This is a genomic window from Rhizobium arsenicireducens, from assembly GCF_964021225.1.
This window is the reverse complement of sequence record NZ_CAXHYK020000001.1, coordinates 143258-170145: the sequence shown is the minus strand read 5'-3', so window position 1 is coordinate 170145 and position 26888 is coordinate 143258. Positions and strand designations below refer to the sequence as shown.

The following is a 26888-nucleotide window of genomic DNA, read 5'->3' as shown; positions in this document are numbered from 1 at the left end:
TACATTCACTTGACTTTGCTGTATACACGCCACAAGTTGGCGCCGGGAGGATCATGGTTTTGACGACACTGGTATTCATTCCGGGGCTGCTGTCCGATTCGTCGGTATGGCAACCGATTGCCGAGGCTGCAAAGGCGCTGATGCCGATTCATCACGCCGACGTCACGCGCGAAGCCTCGATCTCCTCCATGGCATCGCACATCCTGGGCGAGATCGAAGGCGATCTGATCGCCATCGGTCATTCGATGGGCGGGCGCATCGCAATGGAAATGGCGCATCTGGCGCCGGCGCGCGTTCGCGGGCTTGTGTTGGCCAATACGGGCTATCATCCCCGGCGGGACGGAGAGGATGCCAAGCGCCAACAAATGATCGATCTCGGCAATCGCGACATGGAGGCTCTGGCCGACCAGTGGCTGCCGCCGATGCTCGACCCTTCCCGCACGGACGACAGGGAACTGCTTCAACGCTTAAAGGCGATGGTCCTGCGCGCCGGCCCCGCCGTGCACGAACGCCAGATCCGCGCCCTGCTCGATCGCCCCGACGCCGGCGCCTACATGGCAGACCTTCATTGCCCAATCCTACTCATTGCGGCGCGCCAGGATGGCTGGAGCCCCATCCCACGGCACCGCGAAATCGCCGAAGCGGTGTCAGACGCCGAACTGGTCATCATCGAGAACGCGGGACATTTTGCCCCGGTCGAGCGCGCTGAGGACGTCACCAATGCCATCTGCGACTGGCTCAGCCGCAGATTTGGAGGGGAAATGGTGGAACAGCAAACCATACCCGATACCCCGCTCTTCGATCGCGCGGGATCGATCCGCGGATACAAGCTCAACAAGATGGCCATGGCGCTTGGCCAGCCGGCCAATCGCGAGGCCTTCAAGGCCAATGAGGAAGCCTTTCTCGACCGCTTCGGCCTGACCGCCGATGAAAAGGCGGCCGTGATGCGGCGCGACTGGCACGAAATGGTGCGGCTCGGTGGAAACCTGTTCTTCATCCTGAAAATCGCGGCGGTGGATCCGACCCCGATCACGCAGATCGGCGCGGCGCAGGCTGGCATGTCGCACGACGAGTTTCTCTACGAACGGCTGGGAAAGAAACGAAATGGCTAAGATCATCGGCGGCATCGGGACGAGCCACGTTCCCTCGATCGGAGCAGCACTCGACAAGGGCCTGCGCGACAGCGCTGACTGGAAACCGTTTTTCGACGGTTACGAAGTCGGCAAGCAGTGGATGCGCGAAGCAAAGCCCGACATCGCCGTCGTCGTCTTCAACGACCACGGCAATACCTTCTTCCTCGACAAGGTGCCGACCTTCGCCGTGGGTGTCGCCGAGACCTATCAACCGGTGGACGAGGGCTGGGGCCCGCGTGCCATTCCGCCCTTCGAGGGTGCCGTCGATTTCTCCTGGCATTTCGTCGACAAGCTCGTTGAGCGGCACTTCGACCCGCTGGTCTGCCGCGAAATCGAGGTCGACCACGGCCTGCAGGTTCCCATGGAATTGTTCTTCGGCCGCCCGGAGCGCTGGCCGGTCAAGATCCTGCCGATCTGGGTCAATACCATCCAGTATCCAATCCCTACCCCGCAGCGCTGCTGGGAGATGGGTCTGGTCCTGCGGGAGGCGATCGCAACCTGGCCGGGCGACGAGCGGGTTGTCATCATGGGGACGGGCGGCCTCTCCCACCAACTCCAGGGCGCCCGCGCCGGCTTCATCAACCAGCCGGCGGACCGCGCCTGGCTCGACGGCATCGCCGCTAACCCTGAACCCTATAGGGCGATGAGCCGCGAGGACTATGTCGAGCAGTTCGGCTCGGAAGGGGCGGAACTGATCATGTGGCTGGTCATGCGCGCAGCGATGAACCCCAAAGTGAACCTGCTCCACAAGCATTACCATGCCCCGGCCTCGATGACGGGTGCCGGCATGGTCGTACTCGAAAACGCGGCTTGAGATCATGTACTTCCTCATGCGCTGCCTTCACCACGCGGGACAAGATGCGGCTCGCGATGCCCATCGGCGGGCGCACCGTTCCTGGGTTCAGTCCGGCGGCGACGGGGCTGCGGTCGTGCTCATCGGATCGGCGCTGCTCGACGAGAATGGCGCATCCATCGGCAATTTTGGTATTCTCGAGGCTTCGGACCTCGCCCAGGCCAGTGCCTTTGCCGAGGGCGACCCGTTCAACAGGGCCGGCATCGTCGCTTCGATCGAACTGACACCGCTGCCGGAATCATTCCAGGCACACCGCATCGCCGAGCCGATGACCTTGCGCCGCTAACCGCTCTTCCCGTCTATCGCGCGAACACCACCGTCTTGCCCTTGTTGAGCAAGACGCGGTCCTCCAGATGCCAAGTAACGGCGCGTGCAAGTACGCGACGCTCGATGTCGCGCCCCTTGCGTACCAGGTCTTCCGACGTGTCGGCATGGGTCACCGCTTCGACGTCCTGGCAGATGATCGGACCTTCGTCGAGGTCGCCGGTCACGTAGTGGGCGGTGGCGCCGATCATCTTCACACCGCGCTCATGGGCTTGATGATAGGGCTTCGCACCCTTGAAGCCGGGCAGGAAGCTGTGGTGAATGTTGATGCAGCGGCCGGACAGATAGGCCGACAATTCGTCCGATAGCACCTGCATGTAACGCGCAAGCACGGCGAGTTCCGCGCCGGTTTGCTCGAAGATAGCCCTGATCTGCGCCTCCTGCTCAAGCTTCGTCTCGCGCGTGACCGGCAGGTGGTGATAGGGAATCCCTTCCATCAGCGTCAAGTTCAGCGCCTCGCGCGGATGATTGCCGATAATGCCGACGACTTCCATGTTCAATTCGCCGATCCGCATGCGGTAGAGCAGGTCTCCCAGGCAATGGTCGAACTTGGAGACCAGCAGCAGCACTTTGCGCTTCAGCCCCGCCACGCGCAGCGTCAGATCCAGGCCGTAGACCTTCTCGTCTTCGGCCAGAGCCGTCCGGAAGACCTCGACCGGCCCCTCCATCGCGAAAGCCACCCGCATGAAGAACATGCCGGTCTCGCCGTCGTCGAACTGATGCGCCTCGAAAATGTCGCCGCCACAGGCGGCAATGCGCGTTGCCACTGCAGCGACGATGCCGCTGCGGTTGTTGCAGCGCAGGGTCAAAACGTAATTGGTCATACTTCCTCCCTGTCGCTACCGCACTGCGCGTTTTACAGCGGCGACCACCTCCCGAACGCAGCCGTCGAAATGTATTCTTTTATGGCCTCCAGAACCGAGCAAGGCAACGCCAGATGTTCACTTTTCTGATATAAATCGGCAATTTTCGACATCACTTGATTTCCTGACTTCATTCAATGTATACAAAAATGTGTCTGGGAGGAAAAAATGGCATTGTCAAATTTCATGGCCCGCGCGAACCGGCAAGCACCGTCATCTGGTCTGGGGGACATTCTCGAGGGCTGGTCGATCGAGGTCATGCCGCGCACGGCAGCCAAGATCGACGATTTCAGGACGCTCTTACCAGCCGGAACGCGCGTCTATGTCGCCCACATCGCCGGAACACCAATTGAAGACATGGTCGCGACCGCACGCCGCCTGCGCGACGAGGGTTTCCCGGTCATGCCGCACTTCCCGGCCCGCAGCATTCCCGATTCTGCAACGCTGGAGGACTGGATCAAACGTTATCGCAACGAAGCAGACGTGCAGGAGGCACTTCTTTTGGGCGGGGGGCAACAGGAGCCTGCGGGCAGCCTCGACAGCTCCATCCAGATGCTGGAAACCGGTCTGTTCGATCGACACGGCTTTTCCCGTCTGCATATTGCCGGACACCCGGAAGGAAACCGCGATATCGACAGGGACGGCTCGACGCGTAGCGTCGACAAAGCACTCGCCTGGAAACAAGATTTTGCCTCCCGGACCGATGCCAGGATGGCAATCGTAACACAGTTTGCATTCGACGCGCGCGCCGTCACGACTTGGGCTGACCGCATTCAGCGTGCCGGCGTCACTCTGCCGATCCATGTCGGCATCGCCGGGCCGGCCAAGTTGCAGACCCTCGTCCAGTATGCGCTTTCGTGCGGCGTCGGACCGTCCCTGAAGGTGCTCCAGAAGCGGGCCCTGGACGTGACACGCCTTCTCGTTCCCTACGAGCCGACCGAGGTCGTGGCGGGGCTCGCCGACTATAAGGCGAGAAATCCCGACAGTCTGATCGAGCAATTGCACCTCTTCCCCCTGGGCGGCATCAAGGCGGCGGGAGAATGGGTGGACCGCCAGGAAAACAGCAGCCAACCAGGATAGAGCGGAAAGACCGCCGGCCGCACAGATGCGGATCGATCACCCCGACAAGAGACCGAAGCAACCAGCGAGATTCTTCCATGGCTCAAGCCCCGGTCTATTTCTGGGGACCGAGCTGGCATGGGCGAAAACGGAGAAAGGCGGGTGTCGCATCCGCCTTCTCAATTTTGACCGCAGTTTGTCCCGCGCTTCGTCAGAAGAACAATTGTGGCAGGCTGAGAACAATTGCTGGGAAGGTGATCGTCAGGATTACCACCAGGAGATCGGCCAGCATGAAGGGCAACACGCCCTTGAACACCTGCACCACCGTGACATAGCGAGACGCCACGTTCTTGATGACGAAGACGTTGAGCCCCACGGGCGGCGTGATCATGCCGATCTCCAGCAGCTTGACCACCAAAACCCCGAACCAGACGAGGCTGATGCCCTCGGCCTTGAGCACCGGCAACAGCACCGGCAATGTCACCAACAGGGCACCGAAGGGCTCCATGAACATACCGAGAATGAGATAGATCACCACGATGATCGCCATCAGCTCGGCATAACCGAGATCGGCCCCAGCGACGAATGAGCCGATGAAAGAGGAAAGTCCTGTGATGCCCAGGAAGCGGGTAAACATCGAGGCGCCGATGCCGATGATGAACAGTGACGCGCAGGTGGTCAGCGTCTCCAAGAGAGAGATGCGGACGACCTGCATGCTGAGTTTGCCGGTCACCGCCGAGAGCAGGAACGCCCCTCCTGCACCGACTGCCCCTGCTTCCGTCGCGGTGAAATAGCCGGAGAACAAGCCACCGAAAACCAGCAGGACGAGGATCGCCAGCGGCCAGATGCGCAGGATCGCGGCGCGCCCCCCCCCTTTACCGGCAACCTTTGTCAGGGTGCGCGGTACGATGTCGGGCCTTAGCCAGCATACCGCCAGCACGATGAGGCAATAGGACAGGGCCGTTAGAATACCCACGCCGATGCCGCCGACGAAGACCTGCGTGATCGAGGTCTCGGCAAAGACACCGTAGACGATCATCAGGATCGATGGTGGTATCAGCGCGCCAATCGTACCACCGGCGGCGAGTGCGCCGGCGGCAAAACTTGGCCGATAGCCGGCCGCAACCATTTCCGGGATGGCGATCCGGCCCATGGCGGCGGCACACGCGATCGAGGAGCCGCTGACCGCGGCAAAACCGGTGCAGGCAAAGATCGAGGAGATCGCCAGCCCTCCAGGCACGCGCCAGAGGATCGCCTTCGCCGCCTCGAAGAGGTTAGTGGTGAGCCCGGCATGAAAGGAAATGAAACCCATAAGCAGGAACATCGGCACGGCGCTCATCGTCCAGCTCGCCACGAAACTGTAGGGCGTCGAGGTGACGATGCCGAGCGCCGGCTTGAAACCGAGCAGCACCGCGATCCCACCGAACGAGACGGCAATCATTGCCAGTGCCACGGGAATCCGCATCAAGAGGAGCAGCGCCAATATTCCGATGCCATAGAAGCCGGTCTCAACGCTCATGCTTCTCTCTCCCGGGCCGTATCGACACTACCGGTGGTGATTTGAAGGAAGCGCACAGCCAGGATCAGTGCGGCGAGCGCGAAGCCTACCGGCGGCAGAAAATAGCCCGGCCATGTGATGATTTTGACCTGCAACGCGACGACGAAAGTCCCGGTGCTGTAGTTCTTGATCGCGGTGATCCAGGTGGCATAGGCCATAACCGCATAGATGCAGAAGCTCAGCACGGCGACCGTCACGTCTGAGATCTTCACCATGCGCGGCGACATCATGAGTTCCATCAGTTCGACGGTGATCATGCCGCCCTTGCGCTCAACCCATGCCAGCGGCAGGAAGGCGACAAGCACCATGTAGTAATAGGAGACGATCTCGACCGTGGCCGGAAGCGAGGCACCGGTAATCGTGCGTGCCACGATGTCCGCGCAGACGTGAACCATCATCAGGATGACGCCGAGCGCGCCAACAAATGCCAGCATGCGCGACAGTCTGTCGGCAAGGTTGCTAATCTGGGACATGAAGGACCCTTTGAAAGGCGTTTTCAGTCAGACCGGCCGGCGGGGGATCGACCCGCCGGCCCGGACCTCATATGCCGTAACTGGCAAAGTCGATCTTGCTCCAGACTTCCTCGTCCAAGCGTTTGGTGATCGCGTCCGTGTCGCCGTTTGCTTCCTTGACGATGCCGTTCCACTTCTCGACCAGAGCGACGAAGCGCTCGACGCGAGCCTGCGCGTCGTCGAAACCGAAGCGCTCCTGCGAGACCTTGGCGGCAGTCGCCATGTCCGCCTCAGCGAAAGCCTCGGATGCCTTGAGGAATTCAGCATCGGGCTCGAGGAACTGGATGCCCGCCTTTTGCGCTGCGTCCTTGGCGATGGAAGCCATCTCATAGCCCCAGCGCTGCGTGAAGACGACATTGGCCTTGTTGGCGGCGGTTGCCAGTTGCTTGCGCTCGTCGGGCGAGAGACTCTCCCAAGCGGAATTGGCGACCGTGAAATCCGAGGTCGCATGGTAGGTGCCGAGCGGTATGAAGGTAATGTTCTTCACCAGCTCCACCAGCCGGAACGACAGCAGGTCGCCGATCGAGGCCATCGAGCCGTCGATCACGCCTTGCGACATGGATTCGAAGGTGTCGCCGACGCCGATATTGGCGGGTACGGCGCCAAAGTTCTCAGCCCAGCGCGAGAAAGGCGCACCGCCGCTGCGCAGCCGCAGGCCCTTGATGTCGGCCACGGTCTTGACCGGCGTCTTGGTCAGGAGCGCATAGACGTCCGAGGAGCCCGACCCCAGATAGACAACGCCGAACTTCTTCAGCTCCGTCTGGCAGGTTTCGCAGGTCACCATGTATTCCGTCATCGCCGCCGCCATGGCGTGCGGCTCGCGACCGGACAGCGCGAGTTCCCCGGCCAACGACATGTTCGGCAGGTCGGCCGGGAAATAGAGCGGCAGCAGGTTACCCACTTCGACGAGCTGACTTTGCAGCGCGTCCTTCATCTGGCCGAGCCCGACCACTTCGGGACCGAGCATCTGCGCGGTCAGGTTTCCACCTGAGACCTCCGGCAAATATTCGATGAGCTTTCCATAAAGGTGGCTGTTGGACGGATGGGCGGGCGGTGCGCCGGGTGCGACACGCAATTCGCGCGCATCGGCGGTAGTGGCAACCAGGGCAGCAAGCCCCATCATCAAGTGCAAAATACGTTTCATGCTCATTTCCTCCCAGTTCAGAACACGTTACGGGCGATGGATTTTAAAGTTTCAGCAGTCTCCGCGCGTTTTCCTTCAGGATAAGCGGACGGACTTCGTCACGGATTTCGATCGTCTCGAAATCCTTGAGCCACCGGTCCGGAGTGATCGCCGGCCAATCCGAGCCGAACAGCATCTTGTGCTTCAGCATGGTATTGGCGTAGCGGATCAGGATCGGCGGAAAATACTTCGGCGACCATCCGGACATGTCGATGTAAACATTGGGCTTGTGGGTCGCGACGGAGAGCGCCTCCTCCTGCCAGGGGAAGGAGGGGTGGGCGAGAATGATCGGCATGTCGGGGAAATCGGCCGCGACATCGTCCAGATGGATCGGGTTGGAATATTTCAGCCGCATGCCCATGCCGCCGCGCATCCCGGCGCCGACGCCGGTCTGGCCCGTATGGAACAGCGTGATCGCGCCTTCCTCGGCGATGGCCTCATAGAGCGGATAGGCGCTGCGGTCATAAGGATAGAAGCCCTGCATGGTCGGATGGAATTTGAAACCCTTGACGCCGAATTCGCGCACCAGCCGCCGGGCCTCGCGGGCCCCGAGCCTGCCCTTGGCCGGATCGATCGAGGCAAAGGGGATCATGATGTCGGCGTTTTCTGCCGCGATCCGTGCGACTTCCTCGTTCTCGTAGCGGCGGAAACCGGTCTCCCGTTCGGCATCGACCGGGAAGATCACGCAGGCGACCTTGCGCTCGCGGTAGTAGGTTGCCGTCTCCTGAACGGTCGGAAGCATGCCTTGTGCTCCGGCCGGATTCTTGAAGTAATTGGCCATTCCGGCCTGGAACTCGTCATATCCGTCGTCGCGCGGGCCGCAGCAGGGTTCCTCGGCGTGAGTGTGGAAGTCGATCGCGACCAGATCATCGATGCTTATCGGCATGTGTCCTCCTCCAAACCGACATATCTCTGCAGAAGCGCGATCAGTTGGGCCTGTTCGCCCTTGCTGAGCGGCGCGCCGGTCGTTTCCTCGTAAGCAAAAAAGGCGGCGGCGGCCGTCTCGACGGCATCCCGGCCCGCCTCCGTCAACGTCAATTCCACCGCGCGCCGATCAGCATCGGGGATCCGCCTGGAAACGAAGCCCTGTTCCTCCAGAACGCGGACCAGCTTGGTCATGTGGGCGCGTTTGATCATCAGCCGCTGGCCGAGCGCGCTCTGCCGGATGCCGGGATTGCAGGCGATGACCCAGAGGACGGAGAATTCGCCGGGTTTCAGGTCGCGCGGCCCCCGGTCGGAAAAGAAATCCTCAAAGGCGCGCAACTGCGCCAGCCGCAGCAGGAAGCCGAGAGAACCGGCAAGCGACCCCACCTTCACCTGATCGATGCTGCGGAGAGACAGATCCACGACGCTCTCCTCAATTCGCGCCGGGCGCCTTCAAGCGCGCCGCACGTTTATCGAGGAAGGCCTGCAACCGTTCTTCCGCCTCCGGGCTGGTGGCGGTGAACGAGGAGATGAAGGATTCGACGAAGAGGCCGTCTTCCTTCGCCATATCCTGGATACGCGGCAAGGCATTGATGACGGCGTAGTTCGACAGCGCCGCGTTCGAGGCCGCGACCACCGCCAGATCGTGCGCCTTCTGGCGCGCCTGGCCGGCCGGAACGACGTATTGCACGAGGTTCCAACGCTCCGCCTCGGCAGATGAGGCAACACGGCCGGTCAACATCATGTCGGTCATGCGCGCCACTCCTGACAGTCGTGCAACCCGTACCGATCCGCCGCCGCCCACGAAAATGCCCCGCTGCCCTTCCGGCAGAGCGAAAAACGCAGTCTCGTCGGCGACGCGAATATGGGTTGAGGCCGCCAGTTCCAGGCCGCCACCGACCACCGCACCATGCAGGGCCGAGAACCACGGGATGGTGCCGTGCTCGATACCGGAAAAGACGGCATGCCAGCGGCGGGAGCCGCGCACACCCTCGATCGCCGACTTCTTCACGTGTTCGGCCAGATCAAGGCCGGCGCAGAAATGATTGCCGTGCCCGTAGAGCACGACGGCCTTCGCCTCACGCTCGGCCCTGGCGACGGCGTCCGCAATGGCTTCAACGAAACGGTCACTGATCGCATTGCGTTTTTCCGGCCGGTTCAGGCCGATATGCGCAATCTCGCCCACGGTTTCATAGGTTACGAAATGCGATGCCGCGTCCAGGCCCATGATGGGTGCTCCTCGATCAGATGTGTTTTGATTTTGTTTTCTTGTCGATTGTTTACAAGGGGATTGTTTCTTTGTAAACAAAATTCCAACGCCCGGGAGGGGCTATTGATATCGTTGCTGGCATTCTGGGAGGAGAGTCATGACGACAAGGCACATGCGCGACATCAAGCTATGGTCACCCGAGCTTGAGTGGCAAGAGAAACCCGATGGCTCTATCCTGATCTGGCGCAACGATGCGCTCGGGGCCTATCCCGACAAGATTACAGAGCGTTTCGCCCATTGGGCAGAGACGGTGCCGGACCGGATATGGATGGCCGAGCGCGACGGTCAGGGCGGCTGGATCAAGCTCTCCTATGGCGAGGCCATGGCCCGAATTCGGGCGATCGGTCAGTTCTTTCTCGATTTCGGCTTATCTGCCGAGCGCCCGCTGATCATCTTGTCCGACAATTCGATCAGCCATGCGCTGGTGGCACTCGCTGCGCAGCATGTCGGCATTCCCTCGGCGGCGATCTCGCCGGCCTATGCCACGGTGTCGAACGACTTCGACAAGTTGAAGGACATTGTCGGCCAGATCACCCCCGGCCTCATCTTCGCCGAAGATGCGGCCCCGTTTCATGCCGCCATCACGGCGGCTTTCTCGCCCGACATCCCGGTGGCCTGCCTGCGCAATCCACCGTCCGACCGGCCGTTTCGCCTGCTGTCCGATCTCTATGATGTCGAGGCCGGTCCGGCGGTCGATGCGGCCCATGCCGCTGTCGGCCCCGACACTGTGGCGAAGTTCCTGTTCACCTCTGGCACGACAGGTTCGCCGAAGGCGGTGATTCAGACCCAGCGCATGCTGTGCTCCAACCAGGAAATGGTCGCCGATTGCTACGCGTTCCTGCGCGAGGATCCGCCGATCGTCGTGGACTGGGCGCCCTGGAACCATACCGCCAGCGGCAACAAGGTGTTCAACATGGTCATCTATAATGGCGGCACATTCTATATCGACAAGGGTCGGCCAACGCCTACGGCGATCCGCGAGACCATCGCCAATCTCCGCGAGGTCTCGCCCACCTGGTATTTCAACGTGCCGGCCGGCTACGAGATGCTGGTCCACGCGATGCGTGAAGACGAGGTGCTCAGGGACACCTTCTTCCGCGACCTGAAGATGCTGATGTATGCCGGGGCCGGCATGGCGCAGCACACCTGGGATGCCCTCGAAGAGCTTTCGATAAAGGCGGGCGGCGAGCCTGTGCACATCGGCACCGGTCTTGGCTCGACCGAGACGGCGCCGTTTTCGCTCTATTGCACCGATCCGCAGGACAGACCCGGCAATATCGGCATTCCGGCGCAGGGCATCACCCTGAAGCTGGTTCCCGTCGAGGACAAGTTTGAACTCCGGTTGAAGGGCCCCAATGTCACGCCCGGTTACTGGCGCAGCCCGCAGCTGACAGCCGCCGCCTTCGACGAGGAGGGCTTCTACATGATCGGCGATGCGGTGAAGTTCGCCGTCGACCGCGATCCCAGGTACGGTTTCTTCTTCGACGGAAGGACCGCCGAGAACTTCAAGCTGCAGACCGGCACCTGGGTTTCCGTCGGCAAGCTGCGGGCCCAGCTTGTCGACCAGTTCGGCGGCCTCATCCGCGATGCCGTCATCACCGGCGCCGACCGCGATGAGCTCGGCGCGTTGGTCGTGCCCTTCCTTCCCGCCTTGAGGGCTCTGGTTGGCGAAAGCAACGGCATGAGCGATGCCGAAATCCTGGCACACCCAGAGGTCCATGCCGCCCTGGCCGAGAAGCTCGCCGAACATGCGCGTTCGGCGTCCGGCTCGGCGACCCGCGTCATGCGGATCATGCTGCTGAAAGATCCGCCCCGCTTCGAGCGTGGTGAGGTAACCGACAAGGGCTCCCTAAATCAGCGTGCAATGCTGTCGCATCGCGCCGATCTGGTTGCCGCTCTCTATGAAGGTGGTAGGGACGTCATTCGTTTCGAGAAGGAGATGGCACAATGAAGATCGAGGGTAGCAGCGCGCTGGTGACGGGCGGCGGATCGGGTCTTGGGGAAGCGACTGCCCGCATGCTCGCCGCCCGCGGCGCGATTGTCCATGTGATGGATCTCAACGAGGGCGCTGCCGCGCGTGTTGCGGCTGACATCGGCGGGATCGCCATCGCCGGCGATGTCGCGAGCGAGGCGGATGCCGAACGGGCGATCACCCGCGCCGGCGAAGCCGGGGATGGGCTGAGAATCCTCGTCAACTGCGCCGGCATCGGCCCTGCCGCCCGGGTGATCGGCCGGGAGAGGCCGATGCCGCTCGCCGATTTCGAAAAGGTCATCCGCGTCAATCTGATCGGAACGTTCAACATGATGCGGCTCGCAGCGGCGCAGATGGCGGGATTGCCCGAACTTGACGACAAGGCGCGCGGCTCGATCGTCAATACGGCATCGGTCGCAGCGACCGACGGACAGATCGGCCAAGTGGCCTATTCGGCCTCCAAGGGCGCGATCGTGTCCATGGCCCTGCCGGCGGCGCGCGAGTTCGCCCGCTTCGGCATCAGGGTCAACACCATCGCGCCGGGCATATTCGCCACGCCGCTGCTGCAATCCATGCCCACCGAGGTGCAACAGAGCCTGGCCGCTGCCATTCCTTATCCCTCGCGCCTCGGGAACCCGACGGAATATGCGGATGCTGTCCGCTTCTGTATCGAGAACCAGTATCTGAACGCCGAAGTCATTCGCCTCGACGGGGCGATCCGCATGCAGCCGAAGTGACCCGCATGTCAGCTTTTGCGCGACAGGCGGCACGGACCACACAGCTTCTTCAGGTCACGCCCGGCTGGAAGCGGGTCCAGGCATTGCACCCCGATTGCGATGACGAGACAATAGAGGCGATCATCGATGAGGCCGCCGCTTTCGCCGAGCGTGTGCTTGAGCCGCTGAACACGATCGGCGATCGCCAGGGCTGCGATGTGACGGACGGCCGCGTCCGCACACCGAAAGGCTTTGCCGACGCCTATCGCCAATACGCGCAAGCCGGCTGGCTGGGCATGGATGTGCCGGAGACCTTCGGCGGCCAGGGACTGCCGATCACCGTTCAGGCAGTTTGCGCGCCACTCTTCGAACGGGGCTGCGTAGCACTGATGATGGCGGCAGGGTCAAGCCGCGCGGCGTCCCACCTCCTGGCCAAGGCTGCCGATGGGGCGGTCGCCGCCGAATGGGTGCCGAAACTGACAGCCGGCGACTGGGCGGCGACCATCTGCATTTCCGAACCGGAGGCTGGGTCGGATGTCGGGCGGCTACGCACCCGGGCGGAGTTCATCGACGGTCGATGGCGCATCAGCGGACAAAAGATCTGGATCTCCTTTGGTGATCACGACATGACCGCGCGGATCGGCCATTGCCTGCTTGCGCGCACCGACGATGTACCGGGCACGCGGGGTCTCAGTCTCTTTCTCGTCCCCAATCTGATCGACGGCCAGCCAAATGGCGTCTCGCTCGATCGGATCGAGGACAAGATGGGGCTGCACGGTTCGCCCACCTGCGCGCTACGCTTCGAAGGCGCACGCGCAGTGATGATCGGCGAGCAAGGGCGCGGCTTGCCGGAGCTTTTTACCATGATCGAGCTGATGCGCCTGCTGACCGCCTGCCAGGGGCTCGGAATCGCCTCCGCTTCCGCCGACATCGCGGAAGGCTACGCCGCCGAGCGTCGCCAGGGCGGGCCGCCCGAACGCCCCCCGGTGCCGATCGCCGACCATCCGGACGTGCGTCGTCAACTGCATGATATCCGATCGCGCACGGAAGTGCTGCGGGCCGCGGTGCTGGAACTCGCCACCGTGATGGATCTTGCCCGCCTCGAAGCGGATGAGGATCTTCGCCGGGAGCTTGGCGATCTTGCGGGCTGGATGCTGCCGCTCATCAAGAATTTCGGCGCTGGCGCCGGATTCGACGTCGCCAATGCCGCCATTCAGGTGCTTGGCGGCGCCGGCTACACGCGAGACTGGCCGCTCGAGCAATACTTACGCGATTCCCGCGTGATGACCATCTACGAAGGCACGACCGGCATGCAGGCGCTGGACTTTCTGACGCGAAGGCTCTGGCGGGAGGAAGGTCGCGGCCTTCGCGTCTTCCAAAAGCGCGCGCGCCAAGAGATCGAGGCCCAGGCGGTCCGGCACCCGGATGAAGCGGCGGATGCCCTCCGCATCCTTGATGACTTCGTTGACCTCAGCACGCGCATGATGGCGCTGCAGGCAGATCCGGACACCGCCCTTTATCAGGCGAACGACTATATGAGCGCCGCTTGGGGCGCGGTTTCGGCCTGGATGGCTCTGAGGCTACAACTGGCCTCTCCCCAAGAAACCGCTCGGTTCTAAGTTGGCCAGTTGTTGGCGCGGTTCCTCGCTTGTCGCACCGCCTTGGCAGCGGCCAGAGAGCATCGAGCCTTGCGGCACAAGGGCAAAGCTCAGTCTGGGGTCCCGGTCTTTTCGCAGAGATAAGTTACAATCCCGGAAAAGGTCGACAGACGCGGATAGTCCTCTTCCGGCATCGGAAGGCCGAAGCGTTTGCCCAGCGCCGCCACCAGATTGAGAAAATCCATCGAGTCGATGTCATACTCCTCTCGCAACAGGGCATCGGGGTCGATGGCATCTGCATCGATGTCGGGCGCGATCCGATGCAGTTCCATTTTGAGGGCGCTGGCAATCTCTTGGGCGGTCATAGTGCCTCCGGGCGCTGGAGCAATTCTGCAATCAGATTGAGGAAAAGTGCGCCGCGATGCCCATCGCTCACCCGATGATCGCCGGCAAGGGTGATGCGCACGATCCGACGCGCCGTGACGATCCCGTCTTCGACCACGGCTCCCGTCTCCGGCGTGCCGAAGCCGATGATGGCCACCTGCGGCGGGTAGATCACGCCGTAAAGCGTCTCCACGCCACGTTCACCGAGACTCGATATGGTGATGGTCGGGTCCGCGAGCTCCGATCCGCGAAAGCGACCGGCCCGCACGCGGGTGACGAGATCGCGCATCTTTTCCATCAGTTCCGGCAGAGCCAGTTGATCCACCTGGTGGATGGCCGGCGCGACAAGCCCGCCGCCCCGGATATTGATGGCAACGCCGGCATGGACGCTCGAGACGGCGGTGAAAGCACCGTCGGAATAGAAACCATTGAATTCAGTGTATTTCTTCACGGCCTTCGTCACCGCCTTGATGAAGAGAGCGCCGAGCAATATCCGCTGCGCGGGCTCCTTGTCAGCATTGTAGGCGGAAAGCCAGCTATCGGCCTTCGTCAATACCGCGGTATGCGCGAGATAGTAATGCGGGATTTCGCGCTTGGAGCGCGCCATGGCCGCGGCGATCGCCGCCCTCATTCCGGACATGGTCTCCTGGGCGCCGGATTCCGCGCGTTCCGCCGCTGCCGGCACGGCCGAGATCTTCATCGGCGCAGTGATATCGGCAAGGATAATCTCGCCCTGCGGTCCCGTGCCGCGCAGGCCTTTCAGATCGATCCCAGACTGTTGCGCGAGCCGGCGTGCCGCCGGCGTGACAAGGATGCGGGCGACAGGCGACCGTTCCAGCTCGGTCGGTGCGGGCCTTTCAATTGCGACCGGCGCAGGCGCTGTCGCAGCAATTTCGGCCATCCCCCCAGCCGGCGCCGGCTCCGTCGGCTCCAAACGGGCCTCTCCCTCTCCGGAATGGGAGATCGTCGCCATCGCAGCGCCGACCGGCAATCGGTCGCCGATCGACACAAGACTTTCCCGAAAGACGCCGTCCTCGAAGACCTCGATCTCGATCGCACCCTTCTGGGTCTCCACCACGGCGATCACGTCCCCACGTTTCACGGCTGTACCGGGCGCGACGAGCCATTCGACCAGCGTCCCTGCCTCCATGTCGGCACCGAGAGACGGCATTCGAAAGGTGCTCATGCTCACGCCTTTCCAAACATTGCCTTGACCGCAGCAACAATCTTGCCGACCTGCGGAATGGAGGCCTGTTCGAGATGGGCGGGATAGGGTATCGGCACCTCCTCGCTACAGACGCGCACCAGCGGCGCATCCAGGTCGAAGAACCCGCGCTCGGCGAGCTGCATTCCGATTTCTGCGGCCAAACTTCCGGACCTCCATCCCTCATCGACGATCACGGCGCGATGCGTCTTTGCGAGCGAAGCAAGAACCGTTTCCATATCGAGCGGGCGCAGGGTTCTCAGATCGATAACCTCGGCGTCGATCCCGTCGCCCGAAAGCTGCTCGGCCGCATCGAGCGTCTTGAACAAAGATCCGCCATAGGTGATCAGGGAAACGTCCCTGCCTTCGCGCCGGATGGCAGCGCGATCGATATCGACCGGCCCTGCATTCGTCGCGAGTTGTCCGGTACGATTGTATAACATCACGTTTTCGAAGATCAGCACCGGGTCGGGATCCTCCAGCGCCGTCCAAAGCATGCCGCGCGCATCCTCGAGGGTGGCCGGCGTAAGGACCCGGATGCCGGGAATATGGGCGTACCAGCCCTCAAGGCTATGGGAATGCTGGGCGGCCAGTTGTCGGCCAGCCCCCGTCGCCATGCGAATGACGACGGGAACTCCAAACTGCCCATTCGACATATGCCGGAAGGTGGCAGCGGTGTTGAGGATCTGATCGAGCGCCAACAATGAGAAGTTAACCGTCATCACCTCGACGATGGGACGCATACCCGCGACAGCGGCTCCGATTCCCGCTCCGGTGAAGCCAGATTCGGAAAGTGGCGTGTCGCGAATGCGCTGCGGGCCGAACCGGTCGTACAAGCCCTTGCTGACCGCATAGCAGCCGCCGTATTGGCCGACATCCTCGCCCATCAGGAAGGTCCGCGCGTCCCGTTCGAGCGCATCTACGATCGCCGCCTTGATCGCGTCGCGATAGCTGATCTCGACGGTCTCACCCGATGGCTCGATCTTGGGCGGCGCGACAGGCCGCACACTGGCATAGACATCGCGCGAGAGCGTCTCGACGGGCTCCCACGTTCCGGCCTCGGCGAAGGCCACCGCCTCGTTGATCTCCCCGGCCACGGCCTCTTCGATTTCCGAAATATCGTTGTCATGAACGATGCCGTTCTCCGTCAGCCAGGTCTGGAAACGAACAATCGGCCCCTTGGCCTTCCACAGGTCGACCTCGGCCTTATCGCGATAGAGCTGCGCATCGAACATGGAATGGGCGCGGAAGCGATAGGTGCGGAATTCGAGGAAATAGGGTTTCCCGGTTTCGCGGATCGTATGGATGGCCCGCCGGGCGGCGGCCTCCGCGGCAACCACATCCATCCCGTCGACCACCTCGCTGATGATGGCATAGCTTTCCGCCTTCCGGTGGATGTCGGTCTCCGCTTCCGAACGCTCCAGTGCGGTTCCCATGGCGTAGCGATTGTTCTCGCAGATGAAGAGGACCGGCAGGCCCCAGAGCGACGCGAGGTTGAGGCTTTCATGGAACTCGCCTTCGGCAACCGCCCCTTCACCGAAGAAGCAGGCGGTTATGCGATCTTCCGCCCGCATGCTGTCGGCAAGCGCCAGACCGACGGCAAGCGGCAAGCCACCGCCGACGATCGCGTTGCCGCCATAGAAGTTCCGCTCGCGGGAGAAGAGATGCATCGATCCGCCTCGTCCGCCCGAACAGCCCTCCGCCTTGCCGTACATCTCGGCCATGACCTCGCCCATCGGGACCCCGCGCATCAGCGCATGTCCGTGCTCGCGGTAGGTAGCCACAACGCGGTCCTTTTCCTCGAGGACCGGGATGACGCCAGCCGATATGGCCTCCTCACCGTCGTAGAGATGAAGGAAGCCCCGGATCTTCTCCTGCGTATAAAGTTCCGCGCATTTATCCTCGAATCTGCGGACGCGGATCATGTGCTTCAGGAGACCCAGCGAATGCTCGCGGGTGAGATGTGGCTTCACGCTGCTGGTGTTGCTCATTTTTCATCACTTTCGAGCGTTGAAATATCCCCTTCCGGCAGGCCAAGCTCGCGGGCCTTGAGAAGCCGTCGCATGATCTTGCCGCTACGGGTCTTTGGCAGGTTGGTCCGGAAGACGATCTGCTTGGGTGCGACGGCCGGTCCGAGACGCCGACGGGCATGGCCAAGAACGTCGAGTTCCAATTCTTCGTTGGGCTGGTATCCGGGTTTCAGCGCGATAAAGGCCTTGACCACCTCGCCGGCGGTTTCGTCGGGAACGCCGATGACCGCGGCTTCCGCGACGGCCGGGTGTTCCATCAGCGCGCTCTCCACCTCGAAGGGGCCGATGAGATGCCCGGAACTCTTGATCACATCGTCGTCGCGCCCGACGAACCAGAAATAGCCGTCCCTGTCCTTCATCGCGAGGTCGCCAGTGAGATACCAGCCACCTACAAAACACTTTCTGTAGCGTTCCTCCTCATGCAGATAGGCCCGCATCATCGACGGCCATCCGGGCTTCAGCGCCAGTTGGCCGATGGTCATGGGCTTCTCGACCACACGGACGCCAGTTTCTGTTTTCGCAACGATCCCTGCCTTTATGCCGGGCAAGGGCTTGCCCATCGAACCTGGCTTGATATCCATGGCGGCGTAATTGGCGATCATGATTCCGCCCGTCTCGGTTTGCCACCAGTTGTCATGGAAAGGCTTGCCGAAGGTCTCGTTGCCCCAGATCACGGCTTCAGGATTGAGCGGCTCCCCGACACTGGCCATGAACCGCAGGTGCGAAAGATCATGCGCCCTGACCGGACCCGCCCCCACCTTCATCAGCATACGGATCGCGGTCGGCGCCGTGTACCATACATTGACGCGCTCGGTTTCCAGGATGCGATACCAGCGCTCCGCGTCAAACTCGGCCTCATCGACGATCATCGTCACGCCGTTGGTGAGCGGCGAAATGATGCCATAGGACGTGCCCGTCACCCAGCCAGGATCGGCCGTACACCAGAAGATGTCGTCCGGGTGAAAATCGAGCGCGATCTTGCCCGTCACGTTATGGGCGACGACCGCCTCGTGCACATGCACCGCACCCTTGGGCTTGCCCGTTGTGCCGCTGGTAAAATGCAGGAGCGCCATGTCCTCGGGCGCGGTGTGCGCCACGTCGAAATTCGGAGAGGATTCCGCCAAGAGCTTGCGCAGGTCGCGCGTACCCTCGAGGGTCTCGCCCTCGCAGTCGATGATGAGGATCTCGTCCAGGTTGGGCAATTGATCCCGCCAGGCCGCAACCTTGCGCTTGTAGAGCGCCGCCGAGGTTACCAGCACGCGCGCTCCGCCGATCTCCATACGCGCCTTGATGGGTTCCGGACCGAAGGCGGAAAACATCGGACAGAAGACCGCGCCGAACCTGAGCGTTCCAAGTGCGGCGATGTAGAGCTCGGGCACGCGCCCCAGCAGCGCATAGACCCGGTCCCCCCTCGCGATGCCGAGTGACTGCAGGACGTTTGCAAAGCGGCTCGTGAGAGCCTTCAGGTCGCCATAGGTGAAATCATGGCGGCTTTCGTCCTTGGCGATCCAGCGGATGGCGGTCTTGGCTGCGAGTCCCTTGGCGACGTGCCGGTCGATGGCTTCATGGGCGATATTGAGGCCGCCCTCCGGCAGCCCATCCAGCAAGGACCTTGCGCGTTCCCAGGAGAAACCCTCCAGCAAGGCGTTATAACTTGGAAAATTTGCACCCTCTATATCTTCGCGCGTTTTTACGAGGACATCCATTTCCGTTCGGCCTCCCGTCCGTCCGTTGGATATTTCCGCTGCACTTGATCCGCCCGAAGGCATCTTTGTGACCACCGATTGACCGGGGCGCCAGCTCCCACACTATTCGCTATATCAACGAATGCGCAACCTGACGGCATTGACTTCAGTCAATCGTTATCCTCCGCGAATAGGTAGCATTCCCGTTTCACCCCTCACAAAGTAGTTGCGGGAGAACGATGTCGACAATATGCATACAGGAAAGCCATATACACCAGTGATAAGGCACCGGCTCGGCCATGACAAAATCGACGGCAGACGACATTCTATCCGAGGCGCCACGCTCGCGAGGATCCGGCACGCAAACGGTTTACAGCCGACTGCGACAGGAAATCCTCTCGATGAGTTTGCCTCCCGGGAGCCCACTTGACGAGGTCCGGCTTTCGGAGCGCTTTGGCATGTCTCGGACCCCAGTGCGCGAGGCGCTGCTCAGGCTCTCGTCCGACGGATTGGTGACGACCCTGCCGAACCGCAACACGATCGTCTCGACGATCGATTTCGCCAGCCTGCCACCCTATTTCGACGCAATGATGCTGATGTACCGCGTCACCACCCGCGGAGCCGCCAGCCGCAAGGACCCGGTCCGCATGGCCGCCATCCGTGAGCGCCAGTGCGAATTCGAAGCCGCGGTCAGGGCACGCGACGCCTATGCAATGATCGAGGCCAACCGCGAATTCCACGTCGCCATCGCCGAACTGGCTGGCAATCCCTATTACACAGGCTTTTTTTCCCGTCTTCTCGATGAGGGCCGACGCATCCTGCGCCTCTACTATTCCACCTTCGACGACCGGCTGCCCCTGCAATATGTGGAAGAACACGAGCACATCATCGCAGCGATCGAGGCCGGCAACATCGACGAGGCCGACCGGCTGGCCATTGCCCATGCGGCGCAGATCGTCCGACAGATCCAGGACTATGTCGCCCGCGACATGAACAAGGCAGTGGCGATCAGCGATCCCTGACGAAACGGATTGGTCGCAACCATCAACGAAAACTGAACAGGAAGATACTATGAGTGCGGAGACAGAGGCCGATGCCGTCGTCATCGGGGCCGGGATCGTGGGGGTCATGACCGCCCTCTATCTGCAAGCCGACGGCCGCAATGTCCTGCTCATCGAACGCGAAGAGGTCGCAGCCGGGGCGAGCGCCGGCAATGCCGGCATCCTCGCTTTTCCCGAGATCATCCCCATTGCCTCCCCCGGCATCATGTTCAAGGCGCCCAGATGGCTGCTCGATCCCCTGGGCCCGTTGAGCGTGCCGCCAGCCTATGCGCTGAAGATCGCACCATGGCTCTTCCATTTCTGGCGCGCCAGCGCCCGCCAGACCTTCGCGCGCGGGATTGCCGCGCAAACGGATATGATGCGGCTCGCCGCCGCCGAAATGGAGCGCATAAGGGAAACCCCGGAACTCTCGGGTTTCTTCGACACGACCGGAACGCTGGATCTTTACGATAGCGAAGCAAGCTTCAACGCCGCGGCTGCAGACTGGCTGGAAAAGGAAAAGGCTGGCTTCCAGTTCACCAGTGTCGAGCGAGCGGACATCGAGCGGCTGCAGCCGGGCCTCGCCCCACAATTCCGCCACGCCATGTATTCGCCCGCCGGCATCCAGGTGAACGATCCCAAGGGCCTAACCCGGGCAGTCGCCGATCGCCTCGTAGCCCGTGGCGGCACGCTCCGGAAAGGTGAAGTCCAGGACATCGCACCGCTTGCAGATGGCGCGCTGATCGCACTCGTCGATGGCGCGACGATCACCGCCAGAACCGTCATCGTCGCGGGCGGCGCCTGGTCGAAGGCGCTTGCCGCACGGCTGGGCGATCCGCTGCCGCTCGAAACCGAGCGCGGCTACAACACGACGCTCCCCGCCCAGGCCTTTGCGCTTCAGCGCCAGCTCTATTTCAACGACCATGCCTTCGTCGTCACCCCGCTGGCGGATGGCATTCGGGTCGGCGGTGCCGTCGAACTGGGCGGGCTCGATCTTCCGCCCGACTACCGCCGCTCGAAGGCGCTGCTCGCCAAAGCCTTACGTTTCCTGCCGGAATTGAAGACCGAGGGCGGGCGTGAATGGATGGGCTTCCGCCCCTCCATGCCGGATTGCCTTCCGGTCATCGGCCGCTCCAGCGCAAGCCCCGCGGTCCTTTATGCCTTCGGCCACGGCCATCTCGGCCTCACTCAGTCGGCCGCGACCGGCAGGCTGATCGGCGAGTTGGCCGCCGGCCGCCCCACCAGCCTTTCCCTTGACCCCTTCCGTCCCGGCCGTTTCCGCCGGGGCCCATGAACCCTCTATCCCGACGATCCGAGAGAGACATGCCGATGAGCGTCCAACCTTCCTTCACCCCGATCTCGCACGAGGAAAGAGCCGTCCGCCTGGCGCGGCTGAGGTGCACCCTCACCGAAAAGGGGATCGGCGCCATTTTGCTCGGCTCGACCGAAAGCCTGCGCTATTACACCGGCCTCGTCTGGCACCAGAGCGAACGCCTTCTCGGCGCGATCGTGACCCCGGACGGACTGCATTACATCGTGCCCGGCTTCGAACAGAGCCGCGTCGAAAGCCTGCCGCATCTGCCGGGCGAAATCCACGTCTGGCAGGAGGAGGACAGCAGCGTCGCTCTCGTCGCATCGCTGGTTCCCCGCCAGGCAACGCTGGCACTTGACGATGCCCTGCCCCTCTTCGCCTATCACGCGCTGGCCCGCCAGTTCGGCCCCGAGCGCCTGATCGACGGCGGACCGGTCATCCGCCGCCAGCGCCTGCAAAAGTCAGACGCGGAAATCGCCATCATCCAGTACGCCATGAACCTCACGCTCGATGTCCACAGGCGTGCCCACGCCCTGATCAGGCCCGGCATCCGCGCCTCCGAAGTCATCCGCTTCATCGATGACCAGCACCGCGCACTGGGGGCCGAAGGCGGCTCGAGCTTCTGCATCGTTTCCTTCGGCGAGGCCACCTCGCTACCGCATGGCGCCGATGGCGACCAGGTCTGCAAGCCGGGTGACGTCGTTCTGGTCGATACCGGCTGCCGCTTCGACGGCTACCATTCCGACCTGACGCGCACCTATATGCTCGACGAACCCACTGCTGAGTTCTCGCGGATATGGGCGATCGAGCGGGAAGCCCAGCAGGCCGTGTTCGACGCCGCACGGCTCGGCGCACCTTGCGAAAGCCTCGACGCCGCCGCCCGCGCCGTACTCGTCCGGTACGGGCTCGGCCCGGACTATGCACTGCCCGGCCTGCCCCATCGCGCCGGCCACGGGCTCGGACTCGAGATCCACGAGGAACCGTATATCGTCCGCGGCAATCGCACCCCTCTCGAAGCGGGCATGTGCTTTTCCAACGAGCCGATGATCGTCGTGCCCGGCCGGTTCGGCATCCGCCTTGAAGACCATATCCACATCACCGAAAGCGGACCGCAGTGGTTCACCCCGCCGGCAAAGGGACCGACCGAACCGTTCGCCTGATTCACCCGCAGTATCAACGCCCGGCGGAAGTCTGGCATCAATGCGGGATCTTTGAGGGTATCCGGCGCGCCCACCCAATAGAAGAAAATTCCTGCGCCCCTCCTTGTCGCCTGTCGACAAATTGTATACTGATATATCACACCAACCCAAGGAGATTGCTATGACCACTGGCTGGCGCGGCGTCATTCCCGCTGTAACGACCCAATTCAACGAAGACCTGTCGATCGACTTCGAAAACACCCGCCGGGTGCAGGACGCGCTGGTCAACGACGGCGTGCACGGCCTGATCGTCATGGGCACCTGCGGCGAGAACAACTCGCTCGATCCCGATGAAAAGCGCGCCATCCTCAAGGGGGCCGTCGAAGTCGTCGCCGGCCGCGTTCCGGTCATCACCGGCGTTTCCGAATTCGATACCCGCCGCGCCGTCGCCTATGCCCGCGACGCCGAGAAGGCCGGCGCCGACGGCCTGATGCTGCTGCCCGCCATGGTCTATGTGCCGAAACCCGAAGAACTGGTCGCCCATTTCAAGACGGTCGCCGAGGCAACCTCGCTGCCGATCATGCTCTACAACAATCCGCCGGCCTACCGCGTCAACATCGGCGCGGACGTCCTGCGCCAGCTCGAAGGCGTGGCCAACATCAAGGCCGTCAAGGAAAGCGCCCCCGATACCCGCCGCTTCACCGACCTCATCAATGAATTCGGCGACCGTTTCGACATCTTCGCCGGCCTCGACGACGTGGCCCTCGAAGGCATGATGCTCGGCGCCAAGGGCTGGGTCTCCGGGCTCACCAGCGCATTCCCGCAGGAATCGGTTGCGCTCATCGCCGCCATCGACCGTGGCGACTGGGAAGAAGCCCGCCGCATCTACCGCTGGTTCATGCCGCTGCTGCATCTCGATGCCGAGCATGATCTGGTCCAGACCATCAAGCTCGCCGAACAGATCATGGGCCGTGGTTCCGAGCGCGTCCGCATGCCGCGCATGATCCTTCAGGGCGCCCGCCGCGCCGAGATCACCGCCATGGTCGAAAAGGCAGCCGCCACCCGTCCCTCAAAGACGGCAAAGACCGCCTGAGCCGCACTCCGGCCCGTCCGCAGAAATCCGGGCCGCCAGCCGCATCGCGCTGGCGGCCCTTTCTTTTTAACCCGACAGGAAACCATCCCATGTCCCAGGATCTCCAATACATCCCGCTCGAAGACGCCCAGCGCCTCGCCATCGACCTGCTTCTCGCGGCCGGACTTTCCGAAGGGCACGCCGAAGCGATCGCGAAGTCCGTCGTCTCGGCCCAACGCGACGAGTGCTATTCGCACGGCCTCTGGCGCCTGCTCGGTTGCGTGGCGACGGTGCGCAAGGGCAAGGTCGATCCGAAGGCCGTGCCGACGGTCGACGCCTCGGCACCCGGCATCGTCAAGGTCGACGCCAATTTCGGCTACTCCCTGCTCGCCTTCCAGGAAGGCCTGCCCGAGCTGATCGCCAAGGCCAGCCGCCTCGGCATCGCAGCCATGGCGATCAACCACTGCTACCATTTCTCGGCGCTGTGGCCGGAAGTCGAGGAGATCGCCGAAGCCGGCCTCGTGGCACTGGCCATGACCCCGAGCCACAGCTGGGTGGCGCCGGCCGGCGGCAAGAAGCCGGTCTTCGGCACCAACCCGATCGCCTTCGGCTGGCCGCGCGTCGGGCCCCATCCCTTCGTCTTCGACTTCGCCACCAGCGCCGCCGCCCGCGGCGAGATCGAACTGCATCGCCGCGCCGGCAAGCCCATCCCGCTCGGCTGGGCAATCGACAGCGACGGCAATGACACGACCGATGCGACAAAGGCGATGGAAGGGGCCATGCTCACCTTCGGCGGGCACAAGGGCTCGGCGCTTTCGGCGATGATCGAACTGATGGCCGGCCCGCTGATCGCCGACATGACGAGTGCCGAATCCATGGCCTTCGACGACGGCGCAGGCGTTGCTCCTTGCCACGGCGAACTGATCCTCGCGCTCGATCCCAAGGTCTTCCTCGGAGGCGGGATGGAAGAGCATATGCGGCGAGCCGAAGACATGTTCGCCGCCATCACGGCCCAAGGCGCCCGCCTGCCCTCGCAGCGCCGCTACGAGGCCCGTGCCCGCAACGAAGGCCGCGGCATTCCGGTGCAGGCCTCCCTGCTCGAAGAATTGAAGGCAATGCTGGCCTCGCTCGCCTGAACGCGCAGCAAGAGATCTCCCCGGCAACCCGCCGGGGAACTTGCCATGCCAAGCCCACGACTACGCCGAATGAAAAGCAGCTGAAACGCCGCTAAAAAAGGTTGTGCTTGCGACCGATCGCGGTCACATTGTCGACCACTGACCGAAGAGGTCTGACAACATGACAACGCAGGAGGAGCGTCCATCATGACGTCGCTGAGCGACAAGAAGGCCCTGATCACCGCAGCCGGCCAGGGGATCGGCAGGGCGAGCGCGCTTGCCTTTGCCCGTGCCGGTGCAAGCGTGATGGCGACCGACATCAACGCCGACGCACTCGACAGCCTGGCGACCGAAGCGAAAGAGGTCGGCCTTGCGATCGAGACCCGCGTGCTCGATGTGCTGAGCGATGAGGGTGTCAAGACGATCGTTTCCGAGACCGGCCCCTTCGACATCCTGTTCAACTGCGCCGGCGTCGTTCATGGCGGCACGGTGATGGACATGGCCGACAAGGATCTCGACTTCGCCTTCGACCTCAATGTCCGCGCCATGATCCGCACCATCCGCGCCGTGCTGCCCGCGATGCTGGAACGCGGTGACGGTTCGATCATCAACATGGCCTCGGTCGCCTCCAGCGTAAAGGGCGTACCCAACCGCTGCGCCTATACCGTCACCAAGGCCGCCGTCGTCGGGCTGACCAAGTCGGTCGCCGCCGACTACGTAACGCAGGGCATCCGCTGCAATGCGATCTGTCCCGGCACGGTAGAAAGCCCGTCCTTGCAGGACCGCATGCGCGCCCAGGGCGACTATGACGCGGCGCGTGCCGCCTTCATCGCGCGCCAGCCCATGGGCCGCCTCGGCACGCCAGACGAGATCGCCGATCTGGCCGTCTACATCGCCGGCGCCACCTATACATCGGGCCAGGCCTTCGCCATCGACGGCGGCTGGACCATCTGAGCAATGCCAGGAAAAGTGTGAAGCGGTTTTCCGTCCGGCATTGCAAACAGCAAAGAACAAAGTGCGGCTCGACCGCGAATTCGAAAGGACACTCCCATGAAACTGATGCGCGTAGGCCAACCGGGCCTGGAAAAGCCGGCCATTCTCGACCAGAACGGCAAGATCCGCGATCTCTCCGCCCACGTGGCCGACATCGGCGGCCCGGCAATCTCGCCGGAAGGCCTGGCGAAGATCGCCGCCCTCGACTTGAGCGCGCTTCCCGAGCTTGAAGCCGACCGCATCGGTCCTTGCATCGCCGGCACCGGCAAGTTCATCTGCATCGGGCTCAACTATTCAGACCACGCCGCCGAAAGCGGAATGGCGGTGCCGCCCGAGCCCGTGATCTTCATGAAGGCGACCTCGGCCATCTGCGGCCCGAACGACGACGTGCTGATCCCGCGCGGTTCGGAAAAGACCGACTGGGAGGTCGAACTCGGCGTCGTGATCGGCAGGACGGCCAAATACGTCTCCGAGGCCGAGGCCATGGACTATGTTGCCGGCTATTGCGTCTCCCACGACGTCTCCGAGCGCGCCTTCCAGACCGAGCGCGCCGGCCAGTGGACCAAGGGCAAGTCCTGCGACACCTTTGGCCCGATCGGCCCCTGGCTGGTGACAAAGGACGAGGTCGCCGATCCGCAGAACCTGAAAATGTGGCTGACCGTCAATGGCGAGAAGATGCAGAACGGCACGTCTGCCACCATGGTCTATGGCATCGCCCATCTCGTCTCCTATCTCTCGCAGTTCATGTCGCTCCATCCCGGCGACGTCATCTCCACCGGTACGCCCCCCGGCGTCGGCATGGGCATGAAGCCGCAGCGCTATCTGAAAGCCGGAGACGTGGTCGAGCTTGGCATCGACGGTCTCGGAACACAAAAGCAGACATTCAAAGCCGACGCTTGACCGCACTTTGAAATCATGACGCGCCGGATCAGGAGGAGCTTGATCCGGC

At 62.8% G+C, this 26888-nt stretch carries 25 protein-coding genes; 14 read left to right on the top strand and 11 right to left on the bottom strand.

From position 1 onward, the window contains the following. The first annotated feature begins 59 nt into the window (after positions 1-59). From ACWPVA_RS00835 to ACWPVA_RS00825, 3 genes are read left to right on the top strand one after another with little or no spacing between them, the layout of a single operon-like run. The gene (locus ACWPVA_RS00835; RefSeq protein ID WP_454285860.1) at positions 60-1112 is read left to right on the top strand and encodes an alpha/beta fold hydrolase; all 1053 of its coding nucleotides are present in this window, start codon (positions 60-62) and stop codon (positions 1110-1112) included. Further along, positions 1105-1947 carry a class III extradiol dioxygenase family protein gene (locus tag ACWPVA_RS00830; RefSeq protein WP_454285859.1) on the top strand — a complete coding sequence of 281 codons (843 nt, stop codon included), beginning with the start codon at positions 1105-1107 and terminating at the stop codon, positions 1945-1947. The genes ACWPVA_RS00835 and ACWPVA_RS00830 overlap by 8 nt, the downstream gene beginning before the upstream one ends. Before the next feature lie 4 nt (positions 1948-1951). Then, positions 1952-2272, top strand: a complete 321-nt coding sequence (locus ACWPVA_RS00825) for a YciI family protein (protein ID WP_454285858.1) — start codon at positions 1952-1954, stop codon at positions 2270-2272. A 13-nt stretch (positions 2273-2285) separates the two neighbouring features. On the opposite strand, the gene purU is transcribed toward ACWPVA_RS00825, so the two are convergent. Then, positions 2286-3134 carry a formyltetrahydrofolate deformylase gene (purU, locus tag ACWPVA_RS00820; RefSeq protein ID WP_454285857.1) on the bottom strand — a complete coding sequence of 283 codons (849 nt, stop codon included), beginning with the start codon at positions 3132-3134 and terminating at the stop codon, positions 2286-2288. A gap of 207 nt (positions 3135-3341) precedes the next feature. Between purU and ACWPVA_RS00815 the strand changes: the two genes are divergently transcribed. Then, entirely contained in the window at positions 3342-4253 is a 912-nt protein-coding gene (locus ACWPVA_RS00815) for a methylenetetrahydrofolate reductase (RefSeq protein ID WP_454285856.1), read from the top strand. A gap of 190 nt (positions 4254-4443) precedes the next feature. Here the strand turns inward: ACWPVA_RS00815 and ACWPVA_RS00810 are convergent, their stop codons facing one another. The 6 genes from ACWPVA_RS00810 to ACWPVA_RS00785 form a co-directional block, all read right to left on the bottom strand. Beyond that, positions 4444-5751 (bottom strand): TRAP transporter large permease, encoded by a 1308-nt coding sequence (locus tag ACWPVA_RS00810; RefSeq protein WP_454285855.1) that lies wholly within the window; start codon positions 5749-5751, stop codon positions 4444-4446. Then, positions 5748-6263 (bottom strand): TRAP transporter small permease, encoded by a 516-nt coding sequence (locus ACWPVA_RS00805; protein WP_454285854.1) that lies wholly within the window; start codon positions 6261-6263, stop codon positions 5748-5750. The genes ACWPVA_RS00810 and ACWPVA_RS00805 overlap by 4 nt, the downstream gene beginning before the upstream one ends. A gap of 67 nt (positions 6264-6330) precedes the next feature. Beyond that, positions 6331-7446, bottom strand: coding sequence for a C4-dicarboxylate TRAP transporter substrate-binding protein (locus ACWPVA_RS00800; protein WP_454285853.1), 1116 nt, complete (start codon positions 7444-7446; stop codon positions 6331-6333). A 43-nt stretch (positions 7447-7489) separates the two neighbouring features. Next, the gene (locus tag ACWPVA_RS00795; RefSeq protein WP_454285852.1) at positions 7490-8371 is read right to left on the bottom strand and encodes an amidohydrolase family protein; all 882 of its coding nucleotides are present in this window, start codon (positions 8369-8371) and stop codon (positions 7490-7492) included. Continuing rightward, positions 8362-8832, bottom strand: coding sequence for a MarR family winged helix-turn-helix transcriptional regulator (locus ACWPVA_RS00790; protein ID WP_454285851.1), 471 nt, complete (start codon positions 8830-8832; stop codon positions 8362-8364). Before ACWPVA_RS00790 ends, ACWPVA_RS00795 begins: the two co-directional genes overlap by 10 nt. Positions 8833-8842: 10 nt before the next feature. Beyond that, positions 8843-9637 carry a crotonase/enoyl-CoA hydratase family protein gene (locus ACWPVA_RS00785; protein WP_454285850.1) on the bottom strand — a complete coding sequence of 265 codons (795 nt, stop codon included), beginning with the start codon at positions 9635-9637 and terminating at the stop codon, positions 8843-8845. A gap of 139 nt (positions 9638-9776) precedes the next feature. Between ACWPVA_RS00785 and ACWPVA_RS00780 the strand changes: the two genes are divergently transcribed. Genes ACWPVA_RS00780 through ACWPVA_RS00770 form a run of 3 tightly spaced genes read left to right on the top strand, consistent with a single transcriptional unit; the run spans position 9777 to position 13986 of the window. Further along, complete coding sequence (locus ACWPVA_RS00780; protein WP_454285849.1) at positions 9777-11630, top strand: feruloyl-CoA synthase; 1854 nt, start codon at positions 9777-9779, stop codon at positions 11628-11630. Then, the gene (locus ACWPVA_RS00775) at positions 11627-12388 is read left to right on the top strand and encodes an SDR family NAD(P)-dependent oxidoreductase (RefSeq protein ID WP_454285848.1); all 762 of its coding nucleotides are present in this window, start codon (positions 11627-11629) and stop codon (positions 12386-12388) included. Before ACWPVA_RS00780 ends, ACWPVA_RS00775 begins: the two co-directional genes overlap by 4 nt. 5 nt (positions 12389-12393) lie before the next feature. Further along, positions 12394-13986, top strand: a complete 1593-nt coding sequence (locus tag ACWPVA_RS00770; RefSeq protein WP_454285847.1) for an acyl-CoA dehydrogenase family protein — start codon at positions 12394-12396, stop codon at positions 13984-13986. Positions 13987-14075: 89 nt separating this feature from the next. Here the strand turns inward: ACWPVA_RS00770 and ACWPVA_RS00765 are convergent, their stop codons facing one another. From ACWPVA_RS00765 to acsA, 4 genes are read right to left on the bottom strand one after another with little or no spacing between them, the layout of a single operon-like run. After that, positions 14076-14330, bottom strand: coding sequence for an acyl carrier protein (locus ACWPVA_RS00765; protein ID WP_454285846.1), 255 nt, complete (start codon positions 14328-14330; stop codon positions 14076-14078). After that, positions 14327-15535 (bottom strand): dihydrolipoamide acetyltransferase family protein, encoded by a 1209-nt coding sequence (locus ACWPVA_RS00760; RefSeq protein ID WP_454285845.1) that lies wholly within the window; start codon positions 15533-15535, stop codon positions 14327-14329. Before ACWPVA_RS00760 ends, ACWPVA_RS00765 begins: the two co-directional genes overlap by 4 nt. A gap of 2 nt (positions 15536-15537) precedes the next feature. Beyond that, on the bottom strand, positions 15538-17544 hold the full coding sequence (gene pdhA, locus ACWPVA_RS00755; protein ID WP_454285844.1) for a pyruvate dehydrogenase (acetyl-transferring) E1 component subunit alpha: 2007 nt from the start codon (positions 17542-17544) through the stop codon (positions 15538-15540). Then, positions 17541-19289 carry an acetate--CoA ligase gene (acsA, locus tag ACWPVA_RS00750; RefSeq protein WP_454285843.1) on the bottom strand — a complete coding sequence of 583 codons (1749 nt, stop codon included), beginning with the start codon at positions 19287-19289 and terminating at the stop codon, positions 17541-17543. The genes pdhA and acsA overlap by 4 nt, the downstream gene beginning before the upstream one ends. Positions 19290-19567: 278 nt before the next feature. On the opposite strand from acsA, the gene ACWPVA_RS00745 reads away from it, so the two are divergent. The 7 genes from ACWPVA_RS00745 to ACWPVA_RS00715 all read left to right on the top strand — a co-directional run bounded on the left by ACWPVA_RS00745 (position 19568) and on the right by ACWPVA_RS00715 (position 26839). After that, positions 19568-20290 carry a GntR family transcriptional regulator gene (locus ACWPVA_RS00745; protein WP_454285842.1) on the top strand — a complete coding sequence of 241 codons (723 nt, stop codon included), beginning with the start codon at positions 19568-19570 and terminating at the stop codon, positions 20288-20290. 49 nt (positions 20291-20339) lie between these two features. Beyond that, complete coding sequence (locus ACWPVA_RS00740) at positions 20340-21602, top strand: NAD(P)/FAD-dependent oxidoreductase (RefSeq protein WP_454285841.1); 1263 nt, start codon at positions 20340-20342, stop codon at positions 21600-21602. Between the two features lie 35 nt (positions 21603-21637). Continuing rightward, positions 21638-22780, top strand: a complete 1143-nt coding sequence (locus ACWPVA_RS00735; RefSeq protein WP_454285840.1) for a M24 family metallopeptidase — start codon at positions 21638-21640, stop codon at positions 22778-22780. A gap of 160 nt (positions 22781-22940) precedes the next feature. After that, a complete protein-coding gene (locus ACWPVA_RS00730; protein WP_454285839.1) occupies positions 22941-23852 on the top strand; it encodes a dihydrodipicolinate synthase family protein in 912 nt (303 codons plus the stop codon). 89 nt (positions 23853-23941) lie between these two features. Further along, positions 23942-24967 (top strand): Ldh family oxidoreductase, encoded by a 1026-nt coding sequence (locus ACWPVA_RS00725; RefSeq protein ID WP_454285838.1) that lies wholly within the window; start codon positions 23942-23944, stop codon positions 24965-24967. A gap of 186 nt (positions 24968-25153) precedes the next feature. Further along, positions 25154-25900 carry an SDR family oxidoreductase gene (locus ACWPVA_RS00720; protein ID WP_454285837.1) on the top strand — a complete coding sequence of 249 codons (747 nt, stop codon included), beginning with the start codon at positions 25154-25156 and terminating at the stop codon, positions 25898-25900. Between the two features lie 96 nt (positions 25901-25996). Then, positions 25997-26839, top strand: coding sequence for a fumarylacetoacetate hydrolase family protein (locus ACWPVA_RS00715; RefSeq protein WP_454285836.1), 843 nt, complete (start codon positions 25997-25999; stop codon positions 26837-26839). The last annotated feature ends 49 nt before the right edge of the window (positions 26840-26888 follow it).

What these genes read in the sequence shown, in the direction of transcription:
- ACWPVA_RS00735 (WP_454285840.1), top strand. Translation starts at nt 21,638, where the DNA reads ATGAGCGTCCAACCTTCCTTCACCCCGATCTCGCACGAGGAAAGAGCC.
- ACWPVA_RS00795 (WP_454285852.1), bottom strand. Translation starts at nt 8,371, where the DNA reads ATGCCGATAAGCATCGATGATCTGGTCGCGATCGACTTCCACACTCAC.
- ACWPVA_RS00740 (WP_454285841.1), top strand. Translation starts at nt 20,340, where the DNA reads ATGAGTGCGGAGACAGAGGCCGATGCCGTCGTCATCGGGGCCGGGATC.
- ACWPVA_RS00780 (WP_454285849.1), top strand. Translation starts at nt 9,777, where the DNA reads ATGACGACAAGGCACATGCGCGACATCAAGCTATGGTCACCCGAGCTT.
- ACWPVA_RS00830 (WP_454285859.1), top strand. Translation starts at nt 1,105, where the DNA reads ATGGCTAAGATCATCGGCGGCATCGGGACGAGCCACGTTCCCTCGATC.
- ACWPVA_RS00715 (WP_454285836.1), top strand. Translation starts at nt 25,997, where the DNA reads ATGAAACTGATGCGCGTAGGCCAACCGGGCCTGGAAAAGCCGGCCATT.
- ACWPVA_RS00805 (WP_454285854.1), bottom strand. Translation starts at nt 6,263, where the DNA reads ATGTCCCAGATTAGCAACCTTGCCGACAGACTGTCGCGCATGCTGGCA.
- ACWPVA_RS00810 (WP_454285855.1), bottom strand. Translation starts at nt 5,751, where the DNA reads ATGAGCGTTGAGACCGGCTTCTATGGCATCGGAATATTGGCGCTGCTC.
- ACWPVA_RS00825 (WP_454285858.1), top strand. Translation starts at nt 1,952, where the DNA reads ATGTACTTCCTCATGCGCTGCCTTCACCACGCGGGACAAGATGCGGCT.
- ACWPVA_RS00800 (WP_454285853.1), bottom strand. Translation starts at nt 7,446, where the DNA reads ATGAAACGTATTTTGCACTTGATGATGGGGCTTGCTGCCCTGGTTGCC.
- ACWPVA_RS00775 (WP_454285848.1), top strand. Translation starts at nt 11,627, where the DNA reads ATGAAGATCGAGGGTAGCAGCGCGCTGGTGACGGGCGGCGGATCGGGT.
- ACWPVA_RS00760 (WP_454285845.1), bottom strand. Translation starts at nt 15,535, where the DNA reads ATGAGCACCTTTCGAATGCCGTCTCTCGGTGCCGACATGGAGGCAGGG.
- ACWPVA_RS00765 (WP_454285846.1), bottom strand. Translation starts at nt 14,330, where the DNA reads ATGACCGCCCAAGAGATTGCCAGCGCCCTCAAAATGGAACTGCATCGG.
- ACWPVA_RS00815 (WP_454285856.1), top strand. Translation starts at nt 3,342, where the DNA reads ATGGCATTGTCAAATTTCATGGCCCGCGCGAACCGGCAAGCACCGTCA.
- ACWPVA_RS00770 (WP_454285847.1), top strand. Translation starts at nt 12,394, where the DNA reads ATGTCAGCTTTTGCGCGACAGGCGGCACGGACCACACAGCTTCTTCAG.
- ACWPVA_RS00730 (WP_454285839.1), top strand. Translation starts at nt 22,941, where the DNA reads ATGACCACTGGCTGGCGCGGCGTCATTCCCGCTGTAACGACCCAATTC.
- ACWPVA_RS00725 (WP_454285838.1), top strand. Translation starts at nt 23,942, where the DNA reads ATGTCCCAGGATCTCCAATACATCCCGCTCGAAGACGCCCAGCGCCTC.
- ACWPVA_RS00720 (WP_454285837.1), top strand. Translation starts at nt 25,154, where the DNA reads ATGACGTCGCTGAGCGACAAGAAGGCCCTGATCACCGCAGCCGGCCAG.
- ACWPVA_RS00785 (WP_454285850.1), bottom strand. Translation starts at nt 9,637, where the DNA reads ATGGGCCTGGACGCGGCATCGCATTTCGTAACCTATGAAACCGTGGGC.
- purU (WP_454285857.1), bottom strand. Translation starts at nt 3,134, where the DNA reads ATGACCAATTACGTTTTGACCCTGCGCTGCAACAACCGCAGCGGCATC.
- ACWPVA_RS00745 (WP_454285842.1), top strand. Translation starts at nt 19,568, where the DNA reads ATGACAAAATCGACGGCAGACGACATTCTATCCGAGGCGCCACGCTCG.
- pdhA (WP_454285844.1), bottom strand. Translation starts at nt 17,544, where the DNA reads ATGAGCAACACCAGCAGCGTGAAGCCACATCTCACCCGCGAGCATTCG.
- acsA (WP_454285843.1), bottom strand. Translation starts at nt 19,289, where the DNA reads ATGGATGTCCTCGTAAAAACGCGCGAAGATATAGAGGGTGCAAATTTT.